The sequence below is a fragment of the Blastococcus jejuensis genome (assembly GCF_039534705.1).
GTDB classification, from domain to species: Bacteria; Actinomycetota; Actinomycetes; order Mycobacteriales; family Geodermatophilaceae; genus Blastococcus_B; species Blastococcus_B jejuensis.
This window is the reverse complement of record NZ_BAAAVV010000007.1, coordinates 251,015-265,462: the sequence shown is the minus strand read 5'-3', so window position 1 is coordinate 265,462 and position 14,448 is coordinate 251,015. Positions and strand designations below refer to the sequence as shown.

Here is a 14,448-nt window from a genome sequence, read left to right as displayed (position 1 = left end):
AGCAGTGATCGGCACAACCCATGCATGCCAGCCCTTCACAGAGCGGCAGGAACGCTACGAGCCAGATCACCACTGGCCAGGATCCCAACCACCGCAACGGATCGCGGCGCCAGCACCCTGACACTGACGGCGAACGCTAGCGGCGCGAGCGGACCGGGGCGCTTACCTGCGAGGTAATCGACCGGCTCCCGCCGAGGACCGACCGTGGCGGCATGACAACGACCACCACCGCCGCCCCGTCCCTCCTCCGCCTGGCGCTGCGCGTCGACGCCGTCGTCTCCGGGCTCAACGGCGCGGCGTACCTGCTGCTCGCCGGTCCGCTGTCCGACCTCCTCGGCCTGTCCACCGGGATCCTCCGCGGAATCGGCGTCTTCCTGCTCGTCTTCGGGGCCTCCGTCTGGCTCGTCGGCGACCGCCCGGTCGCGCCCGCCGTCCGCACCGTGATCACCGGCAACCTGCTGTGGACCGCCGGGAGCGTCGCCGTCGTCGTCGCCGATCTCGGCACACCCACGACGATCGGCGCCGTCTGGCTGGTGCTCCAGGCCGTCGTGGTCGCCGGCTTCGCCGTCCTCCAGCTCGCCGGGCTCCGGGGGGCGACCGTCAGCGGCCGATGGGCGCCGTCCGGGCGCGGGTGAGCCGGACCAGGTCGGCCGGCGCGAGCTCCACCTGGAGCCCGCGCCTCCCGGCGCTGACCAGGACGGTCGCGAACTCCAGCGCGGAGTCGTCGACGACGGTCGGCAACTGCTTGCGCTGGCCGAGCGGGCTGATGCCGCCGCGCACGTAGCCCGTCGTCCGCTCGGCGTCGGCGGGGTCGGCCATGACGGCCTTGCGGCCCCCGGCCGCCGTGGCCAGCGCCTTGAGGTCGAGGGTGCCGGCGACGGGCACCACCGCGACGGTCAGGACGCCGTCGACGCGGGTGACCAGCGTCTTGAACACCTGCCGCGGGTCGGAGCCCAGGGCGGCCACGGCGGCCTCCCCGTAGCCCTGGTCGGAGGGGTGCTCGGGGTCGTAGGGGTGCAGGGTGTGCGCCACCTTCGCCTTCTCCAGAGCCCGCACCGCAGGAGTCGCCGCCACGGCGCCGCAGCCTAGCGAGGCGCACCACGATCTCCGGTGGCCGGGAATCCTCGTCACGGGGGCTCGGTTGGACCCGGCGTGAGCAGCACCGTCTCCAGCGCCCGCCCGAGGGTCGCGCACCGGCGGCCCCCGGGCCGCCCCGATGCCGCGCGGCTACCATCGACCGATGCGGCACCCCGCGTCCGGGGGCCCCAGAGAGGACGGTCGGTGCCTGAAGAGTCCGCGGACCAGACCCCCGAGAACACGCCCGTCGGCGCCCCCGTAGAGGTGCCGGAGGCGCGCGAAGGTGGCAGCCGCACCGAGGTCGCCGAGACCCGTGCCGAACGCGACGCCCGGTTCGAGCGCGACGCCCTGCCGTTCCTCGACCAGCTCTACCCGGCCGCCCTGCGCATGACCCGCAACCCGGCCGACGCCGAGGACCTCGTCCAGGAGACCTTCGTCAAGGCCTACTCGGCCTTCCACCAGTTCGCCGAGGGCACCAACCTCAAGGCGTGGCTGTACCGGATCCTGACCAACACCTACATCAACAGCTACCGCAAGAAGCAGCGCCAGCCGCAGCAGTACCCGACCGACCAGGTGCAGGACTGGCAGCTGTACGCCGCCGAGGAGCACAGCTCCACCGGCCTGCGGTCGGCCGAGATCGAGGCGCTGGACCACCTGCCGGACTCCGACATCAAGGAGGCCCTGCAGCAGCTGCCCGAGGATTTCCGGCTCGCGGTGTACCTGGCCGACGTCGAGGGGTTCGCCTACAAGGAGATCGCCGAGATCATGGGCACTCCGATCGGCACCGTGATGTCGCGGCTGCACCGGGGTCGGCGGGGTCTGCAGAACCTGCTGGCCGACTACGCCCGCGAGCGCGGCTTCGTCCGCGCCGGATCCGGTGAGGAGGCGAGCCAGTCATGAGCGACGATGCTCACGGCGCCGGCAAGCCGATCGAGATCAACTCCTGCGACGACGTCCTGACGCACGTCTTCGAGTTCCTCGACCACGAGACCGACGACGCCCGACGCGCCGTCATCGCCGAGCACCTGGAGGACTGCTCCTCCTGCCTGCGCGAGTTCGGCATCGAGCAGGAGTTCAAGGCGCTGGTCCGGCGTCGCTGCGGGGGAGACCCGACGCCGGCCGGCCTTCGCGAGCGCATCAAGATCCAGCTGACCACCGTCTCCTTCGAGGAGGACGGCACCCAGATCAGCGTGGAGCGCGTGTCCGCCGAGTCCTGGACCGACGGCCCGAACCCGTCCTGACCCGCAACGACAGAGCGCCCTGCCCCGCGATCGCGGGACAGGGCGCTCTGCCGTTCACGCCTCAGGCGTTGGGGCGCTTGCCGTGGTTGGCCTTGCTCCCCTTGCGGGAGCGACGCTTGCGTCCACGCTTGGACATCGCTGCCCTCCTCTCACGCTGCCGGTGGGGCGGGAGTGCCCCGTGGTCGATGCGGGCCCGGAGATCCGGCGCACGATGGTGCGCGACGGGACCGGACCAGCCAAGCTGACAGCTACAGCCTCTCACGGGGCGGTCCGGCGTCGTTGCCGGACGGGGGATCGCAGAAGGGACACCCGTGCCACAGCTGGGGATCGAGAGCGTGCTCGTGGCCGGCCGGGGGCCGGCGGCGTGCGCGGTCGTGTCGGCCTGCGCGCGCCTGGGGGTGAAGAGCGTCGCGGTGCACTCCGACGCCGAGCGGTCGGCCCGTCACGTGCGCCTGGCCGACGACGCCGTGCTGCTCGGCCCCGCGCCGGCCGCGGAGTCCTACCTGGCCGTCGACCGCATCGTCGAGGCGGCCGCGCGCAGCGGGGTCGCCGCCGTCCTCCCGGTGCCTCCGGCCCTGGCCGGGAACGCGCGCCTGGCCGCGGCCGTGGTCGCGGCCGGGCTGACCTGGGTGGGGCCGGACGCCGACGTGCTGGAGCGACTCGGCGGCGACGGCGTGGAGCCGGCCAGCGAGCGCGGCTTCCTGGCCTGGGTGACGGCCGACGGGCTCCGGTTCACGACGCCGGTGCAGCGGGACCGCGCGGCCGGCATCGCGCGGGTGTCCTGGACCCCTGACGGCGCGTCGGAGCTGCCCGCGCGCGCCCGGCGGCTGGCCGACATCGGCTGGCGTGGCCTGGTGACCGTCGGCGTGGACCCTGAGGGCGAGCTGGCCGAGATCGCGGCGGGATTCTCGCTCGACATCGCCGTCCTGGAGCGTGCCCATGGCGTCGACGCGGTGGAGCTGGCGCTGCGCAGCGTCAGCGCGACGGCGGGCAGCCCGGAGCCGGTCGCGGGCTTCCCGCGGGCCGCCGTGGCCGCCCAGCTGCGCTCGACGCTGCCTCCGGGGGAGGCGGGCCGCGTCACGGGGCGTCTGCCCGGCGTGGAGCAGCTGCCCGCGGGGGCCCCCGACGTGGTGGCCGTCAGCGGCTACGAACCCGGCGACCGCCTCGACCCCTGGTACGACGCGCTCCTGGCGACGGTCAGCGCCGGCGCCCGCGACAGTGCGACGGCGGCCCGTGCGGTGGCGGACACCCTCACCGGGCTCTCGGACGCCGGCGTCCCGCACGACGGCGACGAGGTGTGCGCGGTCCTCGGCCGGCTGGCGTCGGGAACGGCCGTTCCCGGCTCGTGATCATCGTGCTTGGATGAACTCGCTCAGTCACGGCGCAGCATCCGAGGAGGCCAGGTGGCGGTCGAGGAGATCCACGCGGAGATGGTCTCCAGTGTCTGGAAGGTCCTCGTCGAGCCCGGCGCTCAGGTCTCCGCCGGTGACACGCTGGTGATCCTCGAGTCGATGAAGATGGAGATCCCGGTGCTCACCGAGCACGCCGGCACCGTCGAGGAGATGCACGTCGTCGAGGGCGAGGTGCTCCAGGAGGGCGACCTCATCGCGACCGTCGCGGCGGGCTGACCGCACGAAGGGTGTGCGACAGTCAGCAGTTTTCCAGCCAGGACCTGCCGGTCAGCGCACACCGTTCGGCACGCGGCCGGGTCAGAGTTCCCGTGCGTAGACCAGGAGGTCCACGCCGGGCACCGGCGTCCAGTCGCGCTCGGGCAGCCGGGTGAAGCCGAGCCGCTCGTAGAGCCGGTGCGCGGCGTGCATCCGCGGATCGGTCGACAGCACCATGCGGCGCTTGCCGGCGGCCCGGGCCCGGTCCAGGCAGGTGCGCACGAGCAGCTCGCCGATGCCGCGACCCCGAGCGACCGCGTCCACGACGAGCATGCGGAACGCTGCCTCCTCGTCGGAGACGGTGACCTCGCCGAACTCGCCGGCCAGCACCAGCGCGACGCTGCCGACGATCCGGCCGGCCTCGTCCTCGGCCACCAGCAGCTCGGCCAGGGCCGCCCGGCCCTCGACGTCGGCCAGCGTCCTGGCGTAGTCCGCCGAGGCGAGCCCGCCGCCGAGATAGGTGCGCACCGTCAGCTCGGAGATGTGCGGGAAGTCGGCAGCTGCTGCTGCCCGGACGGTCAGGCCGGCTGTCGCGGGGCGTTCGAGCACGTCGGAACCGTAGCGATCAGTCGCCCGTCGCCACCGGCCGCTCCGGGTCGGCGCTGTACTGCGACCACGAGCCGGGGTAGAGCCGGCCGGGGGCGAAGCCCGCCACCTCGAGGGCCAGCAGGTTGTGGCAGGCCGTCACGCCGGAGCCGCAGTACGAGATCACGTCGCTGCCGTCGCCGACTCCGACGGCGGCGAACCTGCGACGCAGCTCCTCGGCCGGCAGGAAGCGGCCGTCGGCGTCCACGTTCGTGCGGCACGGGAGGTTGCGGGCGCCCGGGATGTGTCCCGCCCGGGGGTCGACCGGCTCGTGGTCGCCACGGAAGCGGTCGGCGTCGAGGACGACGTGGGCGGGGGCGAGCGCGTCGTCGACGTCGGCCAGGCGCTCGGCGGGCCAGGGCCTGGGGGTGAACCGGGCCCGCGGTCGCGCCGGCGCCCTGACCTCCAGCGGACCGTCGTAGGCGCGCAGCCCGCCGTCCAGCAAGGCGGCGTCGTGCCCGGTGACCCGCAGCAGCCAGACCAGCCGCGCCGCGATCACCCCGCCGGCGTCGTCGTAGGCGAGCACGGTGTCCTCGTCGCCGATGCCCAACCCAGCCATGCCCTCGGCGAACACCGCAGGGTCCGGCAGCGGGTGGCGCCCCTGTCCGGGGCCGGCGGAGCCGGCCAGCCAGCGGTCGAGGTCGACGAAGACCGCGCCGGGCAGGTGCCCGGCGTCGTAGGCCGCGCGCCCCGAGCGGCCGTCGAGGTACCAGCGGACGTCGGCGAGGACGACGGACCCGCGGTGGGCCCGCCACCACGACAGGTCGACGACGGGAGGAAGCACGGTCCGACCCTACGAGGACCGACCCAGCGCGGCCGCCCTACGCTCGGAGGACCATGAGCAGCCTCTCCGAGCGCCTGACCCGTGGCCCGGCGCTGCGGCCCGACCAGGTCGACCACTCGCGCCGCCTGGTCGCCGACTGGCAGCTGCTGGCCGATCTCGCCTTCGCCGACCTCACGCTGTGGGTGCCGCTGAAGACCGGCGCCTGGTGGTGCGTGGCGCAGGTGCGGCCGCTGACCGCGCCGACGAGCCGCCCCGAGGACCTGGTGGGCGCCGAGGTCGAGGGGGCCGAGGCCGAGCCGTTCGTCGTCGCCCACCGGGAGGGTCGCCCGGTGACGGAGGGCGAGCCGGACTGGTCGGGTGCGGCTCCGCGGCGTCGCGAGGTGATCCCGGTGCGGCACGACGGCGTCGTCGTCGCCGTCCTGGCCAAGGACACCAACCTCGCGGTGACCCGGTCCCCGTCGACGCTGGAGCTGACCTACCTCGACATCGCCGCCGACCTCTGCCTGATGGTGTCGGCCGGCACCTTCCCGCCGGAGAAGGTGCAGGACGCCGAGATGAGCCCGCGGGTCGGTGACGGGCTGGTGCGGCTCGACGGTTCCGGTCGCGTGGTCTACGCCAGCCCGAACGCCCTGTCGGCATACCGCCGGATCGGCGTGGTCGGTGACCTGGTGGGCGTCGACCTCGCCGAGGTGACCCGGTCGGCGTCCGCCGACCGGGTGGCGGGGGAGGCCGTGGCGGCCGGCATCGTCGCCGCGCTGGCCGGGCGGTTCCCCGACCCGATGGACGTCGAGGGGCGCAGCGCCACGATGTTCGTGCGGGCGCTGCCGCTGCACGCGCCCGGCGGGGAGGCCGGCGCGCTGGTGCTGGTGCGCGACGTCACCGACGTCCGGCAGCGCGACCGGGCGCTGCTGACCAAGGACGCGACGATCCGCGAGATCCACCACCGCGTGAAGAACAACCTGCAGACCGTGGCGGCGCTGCTGCGACTGCAGGCGCGGCGGATGACCGAGCCGGCGGCGCGCGCGGCGCTGGAGGAGTCGGTGCGCCGGGTGGCGTCGATCGCGGTGGTGCACGAGACCCTCGCCGGCAGCCGGGAGGACGTCGTCGACGTCGACGACGTGCTCGACCAGGTGCTGCCGATGCTGGGCGACCTCACCTCGATCGGGCCGGCCGCCCTGACCCGGCGGACGGGGTCGTTCGGGGAGCTGCCCGCCGCCGCCGCGACCCCGCTGGTCCTGGCGGTGACGGAGTTGCTGCACAACGCGGCCGAGCACGCCTTCCCGGAGGGCGAGACCGGGAGCATCGAGCTGGTGGCCGAGCGCGACGGGAACGATCTCGTGGTGCGGGTGCGCGACAACGGCCAGGGGCTCCCGGAGGGTTTCGACCTGGCCGGCAGCGACGGGCTGGGCCTGCAGATCGTGCGCACGCTCGTGGTGAGCGAGCTGGGTGGCGGTTTGACGATGGGCCCCGCCGCAGACGGGGCCGGCACCGAGGCGGTGCTCACCCTCCCGGGCGCGGGCAGGCCACGTCGGTAGCGGGAGGACTGTCGTGCCGAGTGGGCCCGGAGGGGTCCGCGCAGGCGCGACGCAGCAGCTCCACGCGGCTGGGGGACGGCACCTGGCCGCGGTGTCGTCCGGAGGACGACCGTGTTACAGACAGAGAGGCCGGTCCGGGGAGTCCCGGACCGGCCTCTCGGCGGTCGATGCGTTCGCTGCGGTGCGCGCGCGGTCGTAACCGTGTCAGGCGGTGCGCACCCGGGTGCGAGCCTGGCGCCGCTTCAGCGCGCGCCGCTCGTCCTCGGAGAGCCCACCCCAGACGCCGGAGTCCTGGCCCGAGCGGAGAGCCCAGTCCAGACACGACTCGACGACGGGGCAGCGCTGGCACACGGCCTTCGCCTGCTCGATCTGAACGATTGCCGGGCCGGTCGTCCCGATGGGGAAGAACAGCTCGGGGTCCTCGTCCCGGCAGAGCGCGCGGTGGCGCCAGTCCATGGCTTCGTACTCCTCGGTGTCGTCTACGGTTGGTGCTCAGTCGCTGACCTCGGACCGCGGTTCAGGGCCGACACCGGTTGCCCAGCGCCATGACTCAGCGACTGCTTGCTTTGTTACCTGCAAGTTGCGTACTGCAGCGATGTTTTCACGTGCAGGACGCCTGTCAAGCAGATCGAGGTCGTCGTTCGACCCCCCGTGAGCAAGCTCACCACGCTCGTGCTAGGCCCGCCACTCGACGGAACCACACGCCGGGTCAGGCCGTTGACAAGCGCCTCCGGCCGTGCGTGAGGGGCGGTTCAGGCGACGACGCGCAGGGCGGCCGGCACGTGCCGCACGCGCAGCCCGGTGGCGGTGCCGAGGTGGTCGCCGTCGACCTGCCAGCCCTGGGGTCGGGAGGCGGTCAGCGTCAGGCTGGAGAGGTCGTGCCGGCGGTACACGCCCCGCCCCCGGAACCGGGGGTGCCGGGCGAAGGTCTGCCGCAGCGTGGTCAGCATCCGGACCGGACCCATGCGGCCCATCGCGAACACGTCGAGGCCGGTGTCGAACGAGGCCTCGGGGCTGGGGTTGACCGCTCGGTCGCCCAAGTAGGTCCACGGGGCGACGTTCGAGATGAGGCAGAGGAACAGCCCCGGCAGCGGGTCCTCGCCGGGGATCTCCAGGGTCAGGGCCGGGCGGCGGCGCTCCCGGCCGAGCAGGAAGGCCGCCGTCGCCTCCTTCACGTACAGCCCGCCCGTCGAGCGGACACCCTGCGCCCGCCGGCCCTCGACGCGCGCGATGACCTCGGCGTCGAAGCCCAGGCCGGCGGCGAAGACGAACCAGCGCTCCGGGGTCCACTCCGGCTCGTGCGCCGCGGCGTCCGCCGACGCCTCCGCGGCCGCGAGCGCAGGATCGGGTTCGACCAGCGGTGCGGTGCTCGTGCCGGTGGCCTGGGCGCTGCCGAGGGAGACCAGCCGGGTGCGACCGGCGCGCAGCGAGGCGAGGATCTCCGCCGTCGCCTCCACCGGGTCGCGCGAGCGCCCGAGGGCGCGCGCGAAGACGTTCGTGGAGCCGCCGGGGACGACCGCGAGGGTCGGCAGCCCGGGGCGCGGCCCGTTCGCCAGCAGGCCGTTGGCCACCTCGTTGACCGTGCCGTCGCCACCGACGGACACGACGACGTCGAGGTCGGCGGCGGCCGCCTCGGCGGCCAGCTCCCGGGCGTGCCCGCGGAAGGCGGTCTCGACGACGTCGAGCTTGAGCTGGCTGCCGAGCGCGCCCACGATGACGTCCCGCATCTTGGCGGTGGTGGTGGTCGCCGCCGGGTTCACCACCACGAGCGCACGCATACCGCCAGGCTAACCAGGGACGACGCCGGAACGTGGGATCACGGAGCCGCATGGAACGGCCGGGACCAGCGGGGCGCCGCGTAATCTCGCGCCCGTGACGCACGAGGACACCGGGCCGCAGGAGCCGCGCCGTCGGGCCGCCCGGCTGTTCGGCGAGGCCGCCGAGCCCGGCGCGCCCAAGCCGGAGCGCGCGGCGGTCGATGCACCGCGCACGCTGCGGCTGGCCGCGCTCGTCGTGGCCCTGGAGGCGGCGCTGATCGCCGTCGGTGCGCTGGCGCTGCTCTGGCTGACCGTGACGAGCACTCCCGACAGCCTGCCGCGGGCGATCGCCGAGGTCGTCGCCATCGGCGCGGGCGCGGCGGTGCTGGGACTGGCCGCCCGGGGGTTGTCGCGGGTGGCCTCGTGGGCGCGGGGGCCGGTGATCGTCCTCCAGCTGATCCTCGCCGCACTCGGCTACACGACGGCGTTCGACGCCGAGCGTCCGCTGATCGGCCTGCCCGTGCTGGGCCTGGTGGCCGCCGTGCTCTACCTGCTGGCCACGCCCGAGTCGCGGCTGGCCTACGTCGAGCAGGACACCGAGCGCTAGATCAGGTCGATCACGTCGGCGATCGAGTCGCAGATCCGGCTGGGCCGGAACGGGAAGCGCCGGACGTCGCCGGCCGCGGTGGAGCCCGAGAGCACCAGCACGGTCTCCAGCCCCGCCTCGATGCCGGCCACGACGTCGGTGTCCATGCGGTCGCCGACCATCATCGTCGACTCCGAGTGCGCCTCGATCCGGTTCATGGCGCTGCGGAACATCATCGGGTTGGGCTTGCCCACGAAGTAGGGCTCGGCCCCCGTGGCGCGGGTGATCATCGCCGCGACCGACCCGGTGGCCGGCAGCGGGCCCTCCGGCGAGGGGCCGGTCACGTCGGGGTTGGTGGCGATGAACCGCGCGCCCCGGCCGATCAGCCGGATGGCCCGCGTGATGGCCTCGAACGAGTACGTGCGGGTCTCACCGAGGACGACGTAGTCCGGGTCGGTGTCGGTGAGCGTGTAGCCCACCTCGTAGAGCGCCGTCGTCAGGCCCGCCTCACCGATGACGTAGGCCGAGCCGCCGGGGAGCTGGGTGGCCAGGAAGTCCGCCGTCGCCAGGGCCGAGGTCCAGATCGACTCCTCGGGCACGTTCAGCCCGGTGCGGCCCAGCCGGGCCGCGAGGTCGCGCGGCGTGAAGATCGAGTTGTTGGTCAGCACCAGGAACCGGCGCTGCTTCTCCACCAGCCGCTCGAGGAACTCGGCGGCGCCGGGCAGCGCCTTCTCCTCGTGGACGAGGACGCCGTCCATGTCGGTGAGCCAGCATTCGGGGGCGACACGCTCGGTCGTCATGTCGAGGAGTCTGTCAGGGCCAGTCCTCCAGCACCTCGGCACCGTAGTGCGCGGCGAGCGTGACGATCCGTTCGACGTCGGGCTCGGCGCCGTCGTCCGGGGGCAGCGTGCGCGACGGGGCGGGCTCGCCCAGTTCGACGAACAGCTTCTCGACGCCGCCGGGCGTGCAGAGGGTCAGCATGCGGACCTCGTCGGACTCGACGGTCAGCAGGTGCGGGACGTCGCGGGGACAGAACACGAAGGAACCAGAGGACGCGGTGAACGCCTGGTCGCCGACCCGCACGGTGAGCTCGCCGTCGAGCAAGAAGAAGGCCTCGTCCTCCCGCCGGTGGACGTGCGGCGGCGGCTCGGCCCCGCGCGGCAGCCGCTCGTGCATGAGGCTGAACGCGCCGCCGGTCTGCTCGGCGGTGGCAACCAGCGTCAGCAGCTCACCCAGGGACCAGTAGGCCGGGGCGTCGGAGAGATTCACGGCGAACGGCTTCGACTCCATGCCGGCATCCTGACAAGCAGCGCGCCCGTCAGGAACCGGGTCGGGCCCCCGCCGCGAAGCTGCTCAGCGCGTCGTCGGTGAGGCGGAACACCGTCCACTCGTCCATCGGAACCGCTCCCGCGGCCTTGTAGAAGTCGATCGACGGGGTGTTCCAGTCGAGCACCGACCACTCCAGCCGCGAGTAGCCGCGCTGCACGCACACCTCGGCCAACGTCCGGAGCAGCTCCTTGCCCAGCCCGCTGCCGCGGTGGGCGGGCTGGACGTAGAGGTCCTCGAGGTAGATGCCGTGCGTACCGCGCCAGGTGGAGAAGTTGAGGAACCACAGCGCGACGCCGACGACGTCGTCCCCGTGGAGCGCGACGTGGCCGAACAGCGCGGGGGCGGTGCCGAACAGGCACTCGGACAGCTGCTGCTCGGTCAGCCGCACCTCGTCCAGGGCCCGCTCGTACTCGGCGAGCTCGCGGACGAGCCCGACGACCGCGGGGACGTCGTCCGGGCGGATCGGGCGGACGGTCACGAGAGGGCCTCCTTCAGCCGGTCGGGGACGAGCCGCGCCAGCGGCGAGACGACGGGGAGGAGCAGCGGCGCCAGGAGGTATCCGTAGGCCAACAGGATGCCCGTGACGACCGGCCACAGCGCGAACCCGACGACGAGCGCGATCGCCATGCCGATCAGGCCGTACGGCTTGCCGCTCTTCGGGCTGACCAGTGACCGGAACGAGCGGAACCGGATGTTCGTGACCATCAGGATCGCGGGGACGGCGACGATCAGCAGCACCCACAGCCGGTCGCGGCCCTGCATCTGGTCGCCGAAGGCGAACACCGAGGCCAGCACGACGCCGGCCGCCCCGGGACTGGGCATGCCGGTGAAGTACCGCTTGTCGGCCGTGGGGTCGATGGTCGTGTTGAACCGGGCCAGCCGGATCGCCGCGCACGCCACCCACAGGAAGCAGACGATCCAGCCGAGCGGATCCCACTCGTCGCGGCCCTCGGAGAAGATCGTGAACGCGAGCAGGGCCGGTGCCAGGCCGAAGGACACCAGGTCGGCCAGGGAGTCGAACTGCAGACCGAACGGGGTCACCGCGCCGACGAGCCGGGCGACGGCGCCGTCGGTGATGTCGAAGATGATCGACAGGCCCACGAGGACGGCGGCGAGGGGGTACTCCCCGCGGATCGAGACCAGGATCGCCCCGAAACCGCACATCATGTTGGCGAGGGTGAACAGGCTCGGCAGCGTGGCGAGCGCGCGTCGGCGGCTGCCGCGGACGCGGTGGCGGACGAACTCCCGGGTGGGCATGCGCCGGTTCGGCATCGGCGAGGACCTCCTCAGCCGGCCGCGGGGAACCGGGCGATGACGGTCTCGCCGCCCCGCACCCGCTGACCCTTGCGCACCGTGATCGTGCACTCCGGCGGAAGGAAGACGTCCATCCGCGAGCCGAACTTCATCAGGCCCATCCGCTCGCCGGTGGCCAGTCGCTGACCCACCCCGGTCCGCGTGACGATCCGACGGGCCAGCACCCCCACGATCTGCCGGAACACCACGGTCCGTGCTCCGTCGCCTTCCCCGCTGCGCAGCCACAACTCGCTCCGCTCGTTCTTGTGCGCGGACTCCTTGCGGTAGGCGGCCAGGAAGCTGCCCTTGCGGTAGGAGCTCTCGACGACCTCGCCGGAGTACGGCGAGCGGTTGACGTGCACGTCGACGACGGACAGGAAGACGCTGACCTGCTGCCAGTCGCCGTCGGGGGCAACCCCCTCCTGCGGCTCCCCGGCCACCATGACCAGGCCGTCGGCGGGGGAGAGGACCTCGTCCGGGTCGGGCGTCTCGGAGTCGCACCGCCGGTCGGGGTCGCGGAAGAACAGCGCCATGTAGACCGAGAGGCCCGCGAACGGGAGCGCCAGCCAGCGCGCCCTCCGGCCGCCGGCGGCAGCCAGCAGCGCCGCCGGAGCGAGGGGCACGGTGATGAACGGCCACCCGGCCGGGTCGATGCGCATCGTGGTCAAACCGTACCGGGGCGCCGCCGGGCCGGCCGAGGCATCCGGGCCGGACGCGCTGCCGCCGCCGTCAGCCGCCGGTCGGGAGCGCGGCGGATGCGCGGCTGACGTCGGCCCCCTGCTCGGTGACCCGCCCGCGGGGCGGCCCGCCGTACCAGTCGAGGCAGACCATCGTGGCGTCGTCGCGGAGGTCGCCCCCGGTGGCGTGCAGCACGGCGGCCCCCAGTTCGTGGACCAACTCCCGTGGGTGCAGGTCAGTGCTGGCGGCCAGCGCCGCGGCGACGTCGAGGGTGGCGGCGTTGCGCTCCTGCATCCCGTCGGTCAGGAACACGACCCGATCGCCGGGTTCGAGGGGGAGTGGCTGGACGCGGAACCGCTTTCCGGGCAGGACGCCGAACGGGGCGTCGACGGCGAGGGGGATCTCCGTCACCTGCCCGGCGCGCAGCCGCAGCGGCAGCACGTGCCCGGCGTTGACGACCTCGGCGGTCCCGGTGCGCAGGTCCAGCCGCATCAGCTGGCCGGTCACGAACTGGCCGGCACCGGCGTTCTCGCTCAGGCAGTCGTTGGCGTAGGCCGCCTGGTCGGCGAGGTCGAGGCCCCTGCGACGCCCGTTGCGGAGGCCGCCGACCAGCAGGGTCGCCAGTAGAGCCGCGGCCACTTGATGGCCGACGGCGTCGGTGATCGACACCTGGAGGCTGTGGCGGTCGAGCGTGTAGTCGAACGTGTCACCGCCCACGGAGCTGGCGGGCTCCAACCAGCCGGCGAGCGTGAACTGCCCCGCCTCGCAGGTGTAGGACGCCGGGAGAAGGCGGCGCTGGATCTCGGCGGCCAGGGCGAACGGCGTGGAGCGCTGGCCCCACTCGAACACGTCGGTGTGCCTGCGCGCGGCGATGACCACGTAGGCGAGCGCATGCGCCGCGCTGCTGATGTCGGCGATTTCTTCCGGTGTGGGGTACCGGGGCAGCTCGAGTTCCAGGAGGCCGATCGCGTCCCCCCGGTCGGTGACGGGGACGATCGTCCGCGCGCCGGTACCGACCCTCTCGAGGAACGGCTGCTGGGTCCGCAGGACGTTCTCGTAGGGAGTGCCGGCCAGTGGCAGCGTCTCGGCCTGCTCGTCGCCGTGCCCCCGCGCTCCGGCGACGCGGTCCGTGGAGGTCAGCCGGACGACGGCCCGTCCGCTGAAGTCGGCGATGAGCATCGTGACCGAGCTGGCCGAGATCATCTCTCCGAGCGAGGCCGACACCGCTTCCACCGCGTCGATGGGAGCGGCGTTCTCGACCGTCCGGAGCAGCGCGTCGACGTCGATCATGAAGTCCTCCGAAGCGCCCATGGGGCAGACCCTAGGCGCGAGGCAAAGCCGTCCCGGCTTGCTCCCCGACGCGACGACGGGCGGCGAGCAGGTGCTCGCCGGCCGTCGCAGTCACGCGATGGCGCGGCATCCCTGCGGGGGCCGGCCGCGAGCGTGCGAGCGGTGGGGCGCAGGGAGGACCTTCCTCAGGCCGCGTTCTTGGTCTCCCAGAAGATCGTGTCGATCTCCGCGATCAGGTCGAGCAGCTTCTGCCCGTCGGCCGGATCCATGCTGCCCTTGCCGCCGGACGCGCCGGCCTGCTTGGTGGCCTTGTTGAACAGCTCGTGCAGCTGGGGGTACTTCTCGAAGTGCGGGGGCTTGAAGTAGTCGGTCCACAGCACCCACAGGTGGTGCTTGACCAGCTCGGCGCGCTGCTCCTTGATCAGCACGGCGCGCTGACGGAACACCGGGTCCTCGTTGCCCTGGTACTTCTCCTGGATGGCCTTGACCGATTCGGCCTCGATGCGGGCCTGCGCCGGGTCGTACACACCGCAGGGGAGGTCGCAGTGCGCGGTGGCCTCGACTGTGGAGAACATGCGGGTGAGACGCATGGATGTGCCTCCGGATGTCGTGGGATTGGGTCGTCT

20 protein-coding genes are annotated in these 14,448 nt (G+C 73.2%); 7 read left to right on the top strand and 13 right to left on the bottom strand.

Annotated features, from left to right (window positions below):
• The first annotated feature begins 212 nt into the window (after positions 1-212).
• The gene (locus ABD644_RS16215; RefSeq protein ID WP_344690002.1) at positions 213-635 is read left to right on the top strand and encodes a hypothetical protein; all 423 of its coding nucleotides are present in this window, start codon (positions 213-215) and stop codon (positions 633-635) included.
• Here ABD644_RS16215 and ybaK read toward each other — a convergent pair.
• Positions 601-1,074 carry a Cys-tRNA(Pro) deacylase gene (ybaK, locus tag ABD644_RS16210; RefSeq protein ID WP_344690000.1) on the bottom strand — a complete coding sequence of 158 codons (474 nt, stop codon included), beginning with the start codon at positions 1,072-1,074 and terminating at the stop codon, positions 601-603. The genes ABD644_RS16215 and ybaK overlap by 35 nt on opposite strands.
• Before the next feature lie 207 nt (positions 1,075-1,281).
• Between ybaK and ABD644_RS16205 the strand changes: the two genes are divergently transcribed.
• Positions 1,282-1,977: a sigma-70 family RNA polymerase sigma factor gene (locus tag ABD644_RS16205; RefSeq protein ID WP_344689999.1), complete on the top strand. Its 696-nt coding sequence runs from the start codon at positions 1,282-1,284 to the stop codon at positions 1,975-1,977.
• On the top strand, positions 1,974-2,318 hold the full coding sequence (gene rsrA, locus ABD644_RS16200; protein WP_344689998.1) for a mycothiol system anti-sigma-R factor: 345 nt from the start codon (positions 1,974-1,976) through the stop codon (positions 2,316-2,318). The genes ABD644_RS16205 and rsrA overlap by 4 nt, the downstream gene beginning before the upstream one ends.
• Positions 2,319-2,379: 61 nt before the next feature.
• Here the strand turns inward: rsrA and ABD644_RS22715 are convergent, their stop codons facing one another.
• Positions 2,380-2,454 carry a 50S ribosomal protein bL37 gene (locus ABD644_RS22715; protein WP_099459150.1) on the bottom strand — a complete coding sequence of 25 codons (75 nt, stop codon included), beginning with the start codon at positions 2,452-2,454 and terminating at the stop codon, positions 2,380-2,382.
• Between the two features lie 175 nt (positions 2,455-2,629).
• Here ABD644_RS22715 and ABD644_RS16195 point away from each other — a divergent pair, with 175 nt between their 5' ends.
• Positions 2,630-3,667, top strand: a complete 1,038-nt coding sequence (locus tag ABD644_RS16195; protein WP_344689997.1) for a biotin carboxylase N-terminal domain-containing protein — start codon at positions 2,630-2,632, stop codon at positions 3,665-3,667.
• A 54-nt stretch (positions 3,668-3,721) separates the two neighbouring features.
• Positions 3,722-3,946: a biotin/lipoyl-binding carrier protein gene (locus tag ABD644_RS16190; RefSeq protein ID WP_344689993.1), complete on the top strand. Its 225-nt coding sequence runs from the start codon at positions 3,722-3,724 to the stop codon at positions 3,944-3,946.
• 81 nt (positions 3,947-4,027) lie between these two features.
• Here the strand turns inward: ABD644_RS16190 and ABD644_RS16185 are convergent, their stop codons facing one another.
• A complete protein-coding gene (locus ABD644_RS16185; RefSeq protein ID WP_344689992.1) occupies positions 4,028-4,534 on the bottom strand; it encodes a GNAT family N-acetyltransferase in 507 nt (168 codons plus the stop codon).
• 16 nt (positions 4,535-4,550) lie between these two features.
• A complete protein-coding gene (locus tag ABD644_RS16180) occupies positions 4,551-5,354 on the bottom strand; it encodes a sulfurtransferase (RefSeq protein ID WP_344689990.1) in 804 nt (267 codons plus the stop codon).
• Positions 5,355-5,407: 53 nt separating this feature from the next.
• Between ABD644_RS16180 and ABD644_RS16175 the strand changes: the two genes are divergently transcribed.
• Positions 5,408-6,889 carry a sensor histidine kinase gene (locus tag ABD644_RS16175; protein ID WP_344689989.1) on the top strand — a complete coding sequence of 494 codons (1,482 nt, stop codon included), beginning with the start codon at positions 5,408-5,410 and terminating at the stop codon, positions 6,887-6,889.
• 204 nt (positions 6,890-7,093) lie between these two features.
• Here ABD644_RS16175 and ABD644_RS16170 read toward each other — a convergent pair whose 3' ends face one another.
• Both ABD644_RS16170 and ABD644_RS16165 read right to left on the bottom strand, forming a co-directional pair.
• Complete coding sequence (locus tag ABD644_RS16170; RefSeq protein ID WP_344689988.1) at positions 7,094-7,345, bottom strand: WhiB family transcriptional regulator; 252 nt, start codon at positions 7,343-7,345, stop codon at positions 7,094-7,096.
• A gap of 296 nt (positions 7,346-7,641) precedes the next feature.
• Complete coding sequence (locus tag ABD644_RS16165; protein ID WP_344689987.1) at positions 7,642-8,667, bottom strand: diacylglycerol/lipid kinase family protein; 1,026 nt, start codon at positions 8,665-8,667, stop codon at positions 7,642-7,644.
• Between the two features lie 94 nt (positions 8,668-8,761).
• Here ABD644_RS16165 and ABD644_RS16160 point away from each other — a divergent pair, with 94 nt between their 5' ends.
• On the top strand, positions 8,762-9,253 hold the full coding sequence (locus ABD644_RS16160; protein WP_344689986.1) for a hypothetical protein: 492 nt from the start codon (positions 8,762-8,764) through the stop codon (positions 9,251-9,253).
• Here the strand turns inward: ABD644_RS16160 and ABD644_RS16155 are convergent.
• The 7 genes from ABD644_RS16155 to sodN all read right to left on the bottom strand — a co-directional run bounded on the left by ABD644_RS16155 (position 9,250) and on the right by sodN (position 14,412).
• A complete protein-coding gene (locus tag ABD644_RS16155) occupies positions 9,250-10,032 on the bottom strand; it encodes an HAD-IIA family hydrolase (RefSeq protein WP_344689985.1) in 783 nt (260 codons plus the stop codon). The two genes, ABD644_RS16160 and ABD644_RS16155, sit on opposite strands and share 4 nt — an antisense overlap.
• 13 nt (positions 10,033-10,045) lie before the next feature.
• The gene (locus tag ABD644_RS16150; protein ID WP_344689984.1) at positions 10,046-10,522 is read right to left on the bottom strand and encodes a quercetin 2,3-dioxygenase; all 477 of its coding nucleotides are present in this window, start codon (positions 10,520-10,522) and stop codon (positions 10,046-10,048) included.
• A gap of 28 nt (positions 10,523-10,550) precedes the next feature.
• Positions 10,551-11,039 (bottom strand): GNAT family N-acetyltransferase, encoded by a 489-nt coding sequence (locus tag ABD644_RS16145; RefSeq protein ID WP_344689983.1) that lies wholly within the window; start codon positions 11,037-11,039, stop codon positions 10,551-10,553.
• On the bottom strand, positions 11,036-11,833 hold the full coding sequence (gene pssA, locus ABD644_RS16140) for a CDP-diacylglycerol--serine O-phosphatidyltransferase (protein ID WP_344689982.1): 798 nt from the start codon (positions 11,831-11,833) through the stop codon (positions 11,036-11,038). The genes ABD644_RS16145 and pssA overlap by 4 nt, the downstream gene beginning before the upstream one ends.
• 14 nt (positions 11,834-11,847) lie before the next feature.
• Positions 11,848-12,513: a phosphatidylserine decarboxylase gene (locus ABD644_RS16135; protein ID WP_344689981.1), complete on the bottom strand. Its 666-nt coding sequence runs from the start codon at positions 12,511-12,513 to the stop codon at positions 11,848-11,850.
• 70 nt (positions 12,514-12,583) lie between these two features.
• Positions 12,584-13,843 carry a PP2C family protein-serine/threonine phosphatase gene (locus ABD644_RS16130; RefSeq protein ID WP_344689978.1) on the bottom strand — a complete coding sequence of 420 codons (1,260 nt, stop codon included), beginning with the start codon at positions 13,841-13,843 and terminating at the stop codon, positions 12,584-12,586.
• 164 nt (positions 13,844-14,007) lie between these two features.
• Positions 14,008-14,412 (bottom strand): superoxide dismutase, Ni, encoded by a 405-nt coding sequence (gene sodN, locus ABD644_RS16125; protein ID WP_344689977.1) that lies wholly within the window; start codon positions 14,410-14,412, stop codon positions 14,008-14,010.
• Positions 14,413-14,448: the final 36 nt, after the last annotated feature.

Bases quoted from the DNA above. Each gene is read 5' to 3' on its own strand.
- ABD644_RS16215 (WP_344690002.1), top strand. From the start codon at position 213: ATGACAACGACCACCACCGCCGCCCCGTCCCTCCTCCGCCTGGCGCTG.
- rsrA (WP_344689998.1), top strand. From the start codon at position 1,974: ATGAGCGACGATGCTCACGGCGCCGGCAAGCCGATCGAGATCAACTCC.
- ABD644_RS16175 (WP_344689989.1), top strand. From the start codon at position 5,408: ATGAGCAGCCTCTCCGAGCGCCTGACCCGTGGCCCGGCGCTGCGGCCC.
- ABD644_RS16170 (WP_344689988.1), bottom strand. From the start codon at position 7,345: ATGGACTGGCGCCACCGCGCGCTCTGCCGGGACGAGGACCCCGAGCTG.
- ABD644_RS16165 (WP_344689987.1), bottom strand. From the start codon at position 8,667: ATGCGTGCGCTCGTGGTGGTGAACCCGGCGGCGACCACCACCACCGCC.
- ABD644_RS16155 (WP_344689985.1), bottom strand. From the start codon at position 10,032: ATGACGACCGAGCGTGTCGCCCCCGAATGCTGGCTCACCGACATGGAC.
- ABD644_RS16150 (WP_344689984.1), bottom strand. From the start codon at position 10,522: ATGGAGTCGAAGCCGTTCGCCGTGAATCTCTCCGACGCCCCGGCCTAC.
- pssA (WP_344689982.1), bottom strand. From the start codon at position 11,833: ATGCCGAACCGGCGCATGCCCACCCGGGAGTTCGTCCGCCACCGCGTC.
- ABD644_RS16135 (WP_344689981.1), bottom strand. From the start codon at position 12,513: ATGCGCATCGACCCGGCCGGGTGGCCGTTCATCACCGTGCCCCTCGCT.
- ABD644_RS16130 (WP_344689978.1), bottom strand. From the start codon at position 13,843: ATGGGCGCTTCGGAGGACTTCATGATCGACGTCGACGCGCTGCTCCGG.
- sodN (WP_344689977.1), bottom strand. From the start codon at position 14,412: ATGCGTCTCACCCGCATGTTCTCCACAGTCGAGGCCACCGCGCACTGC.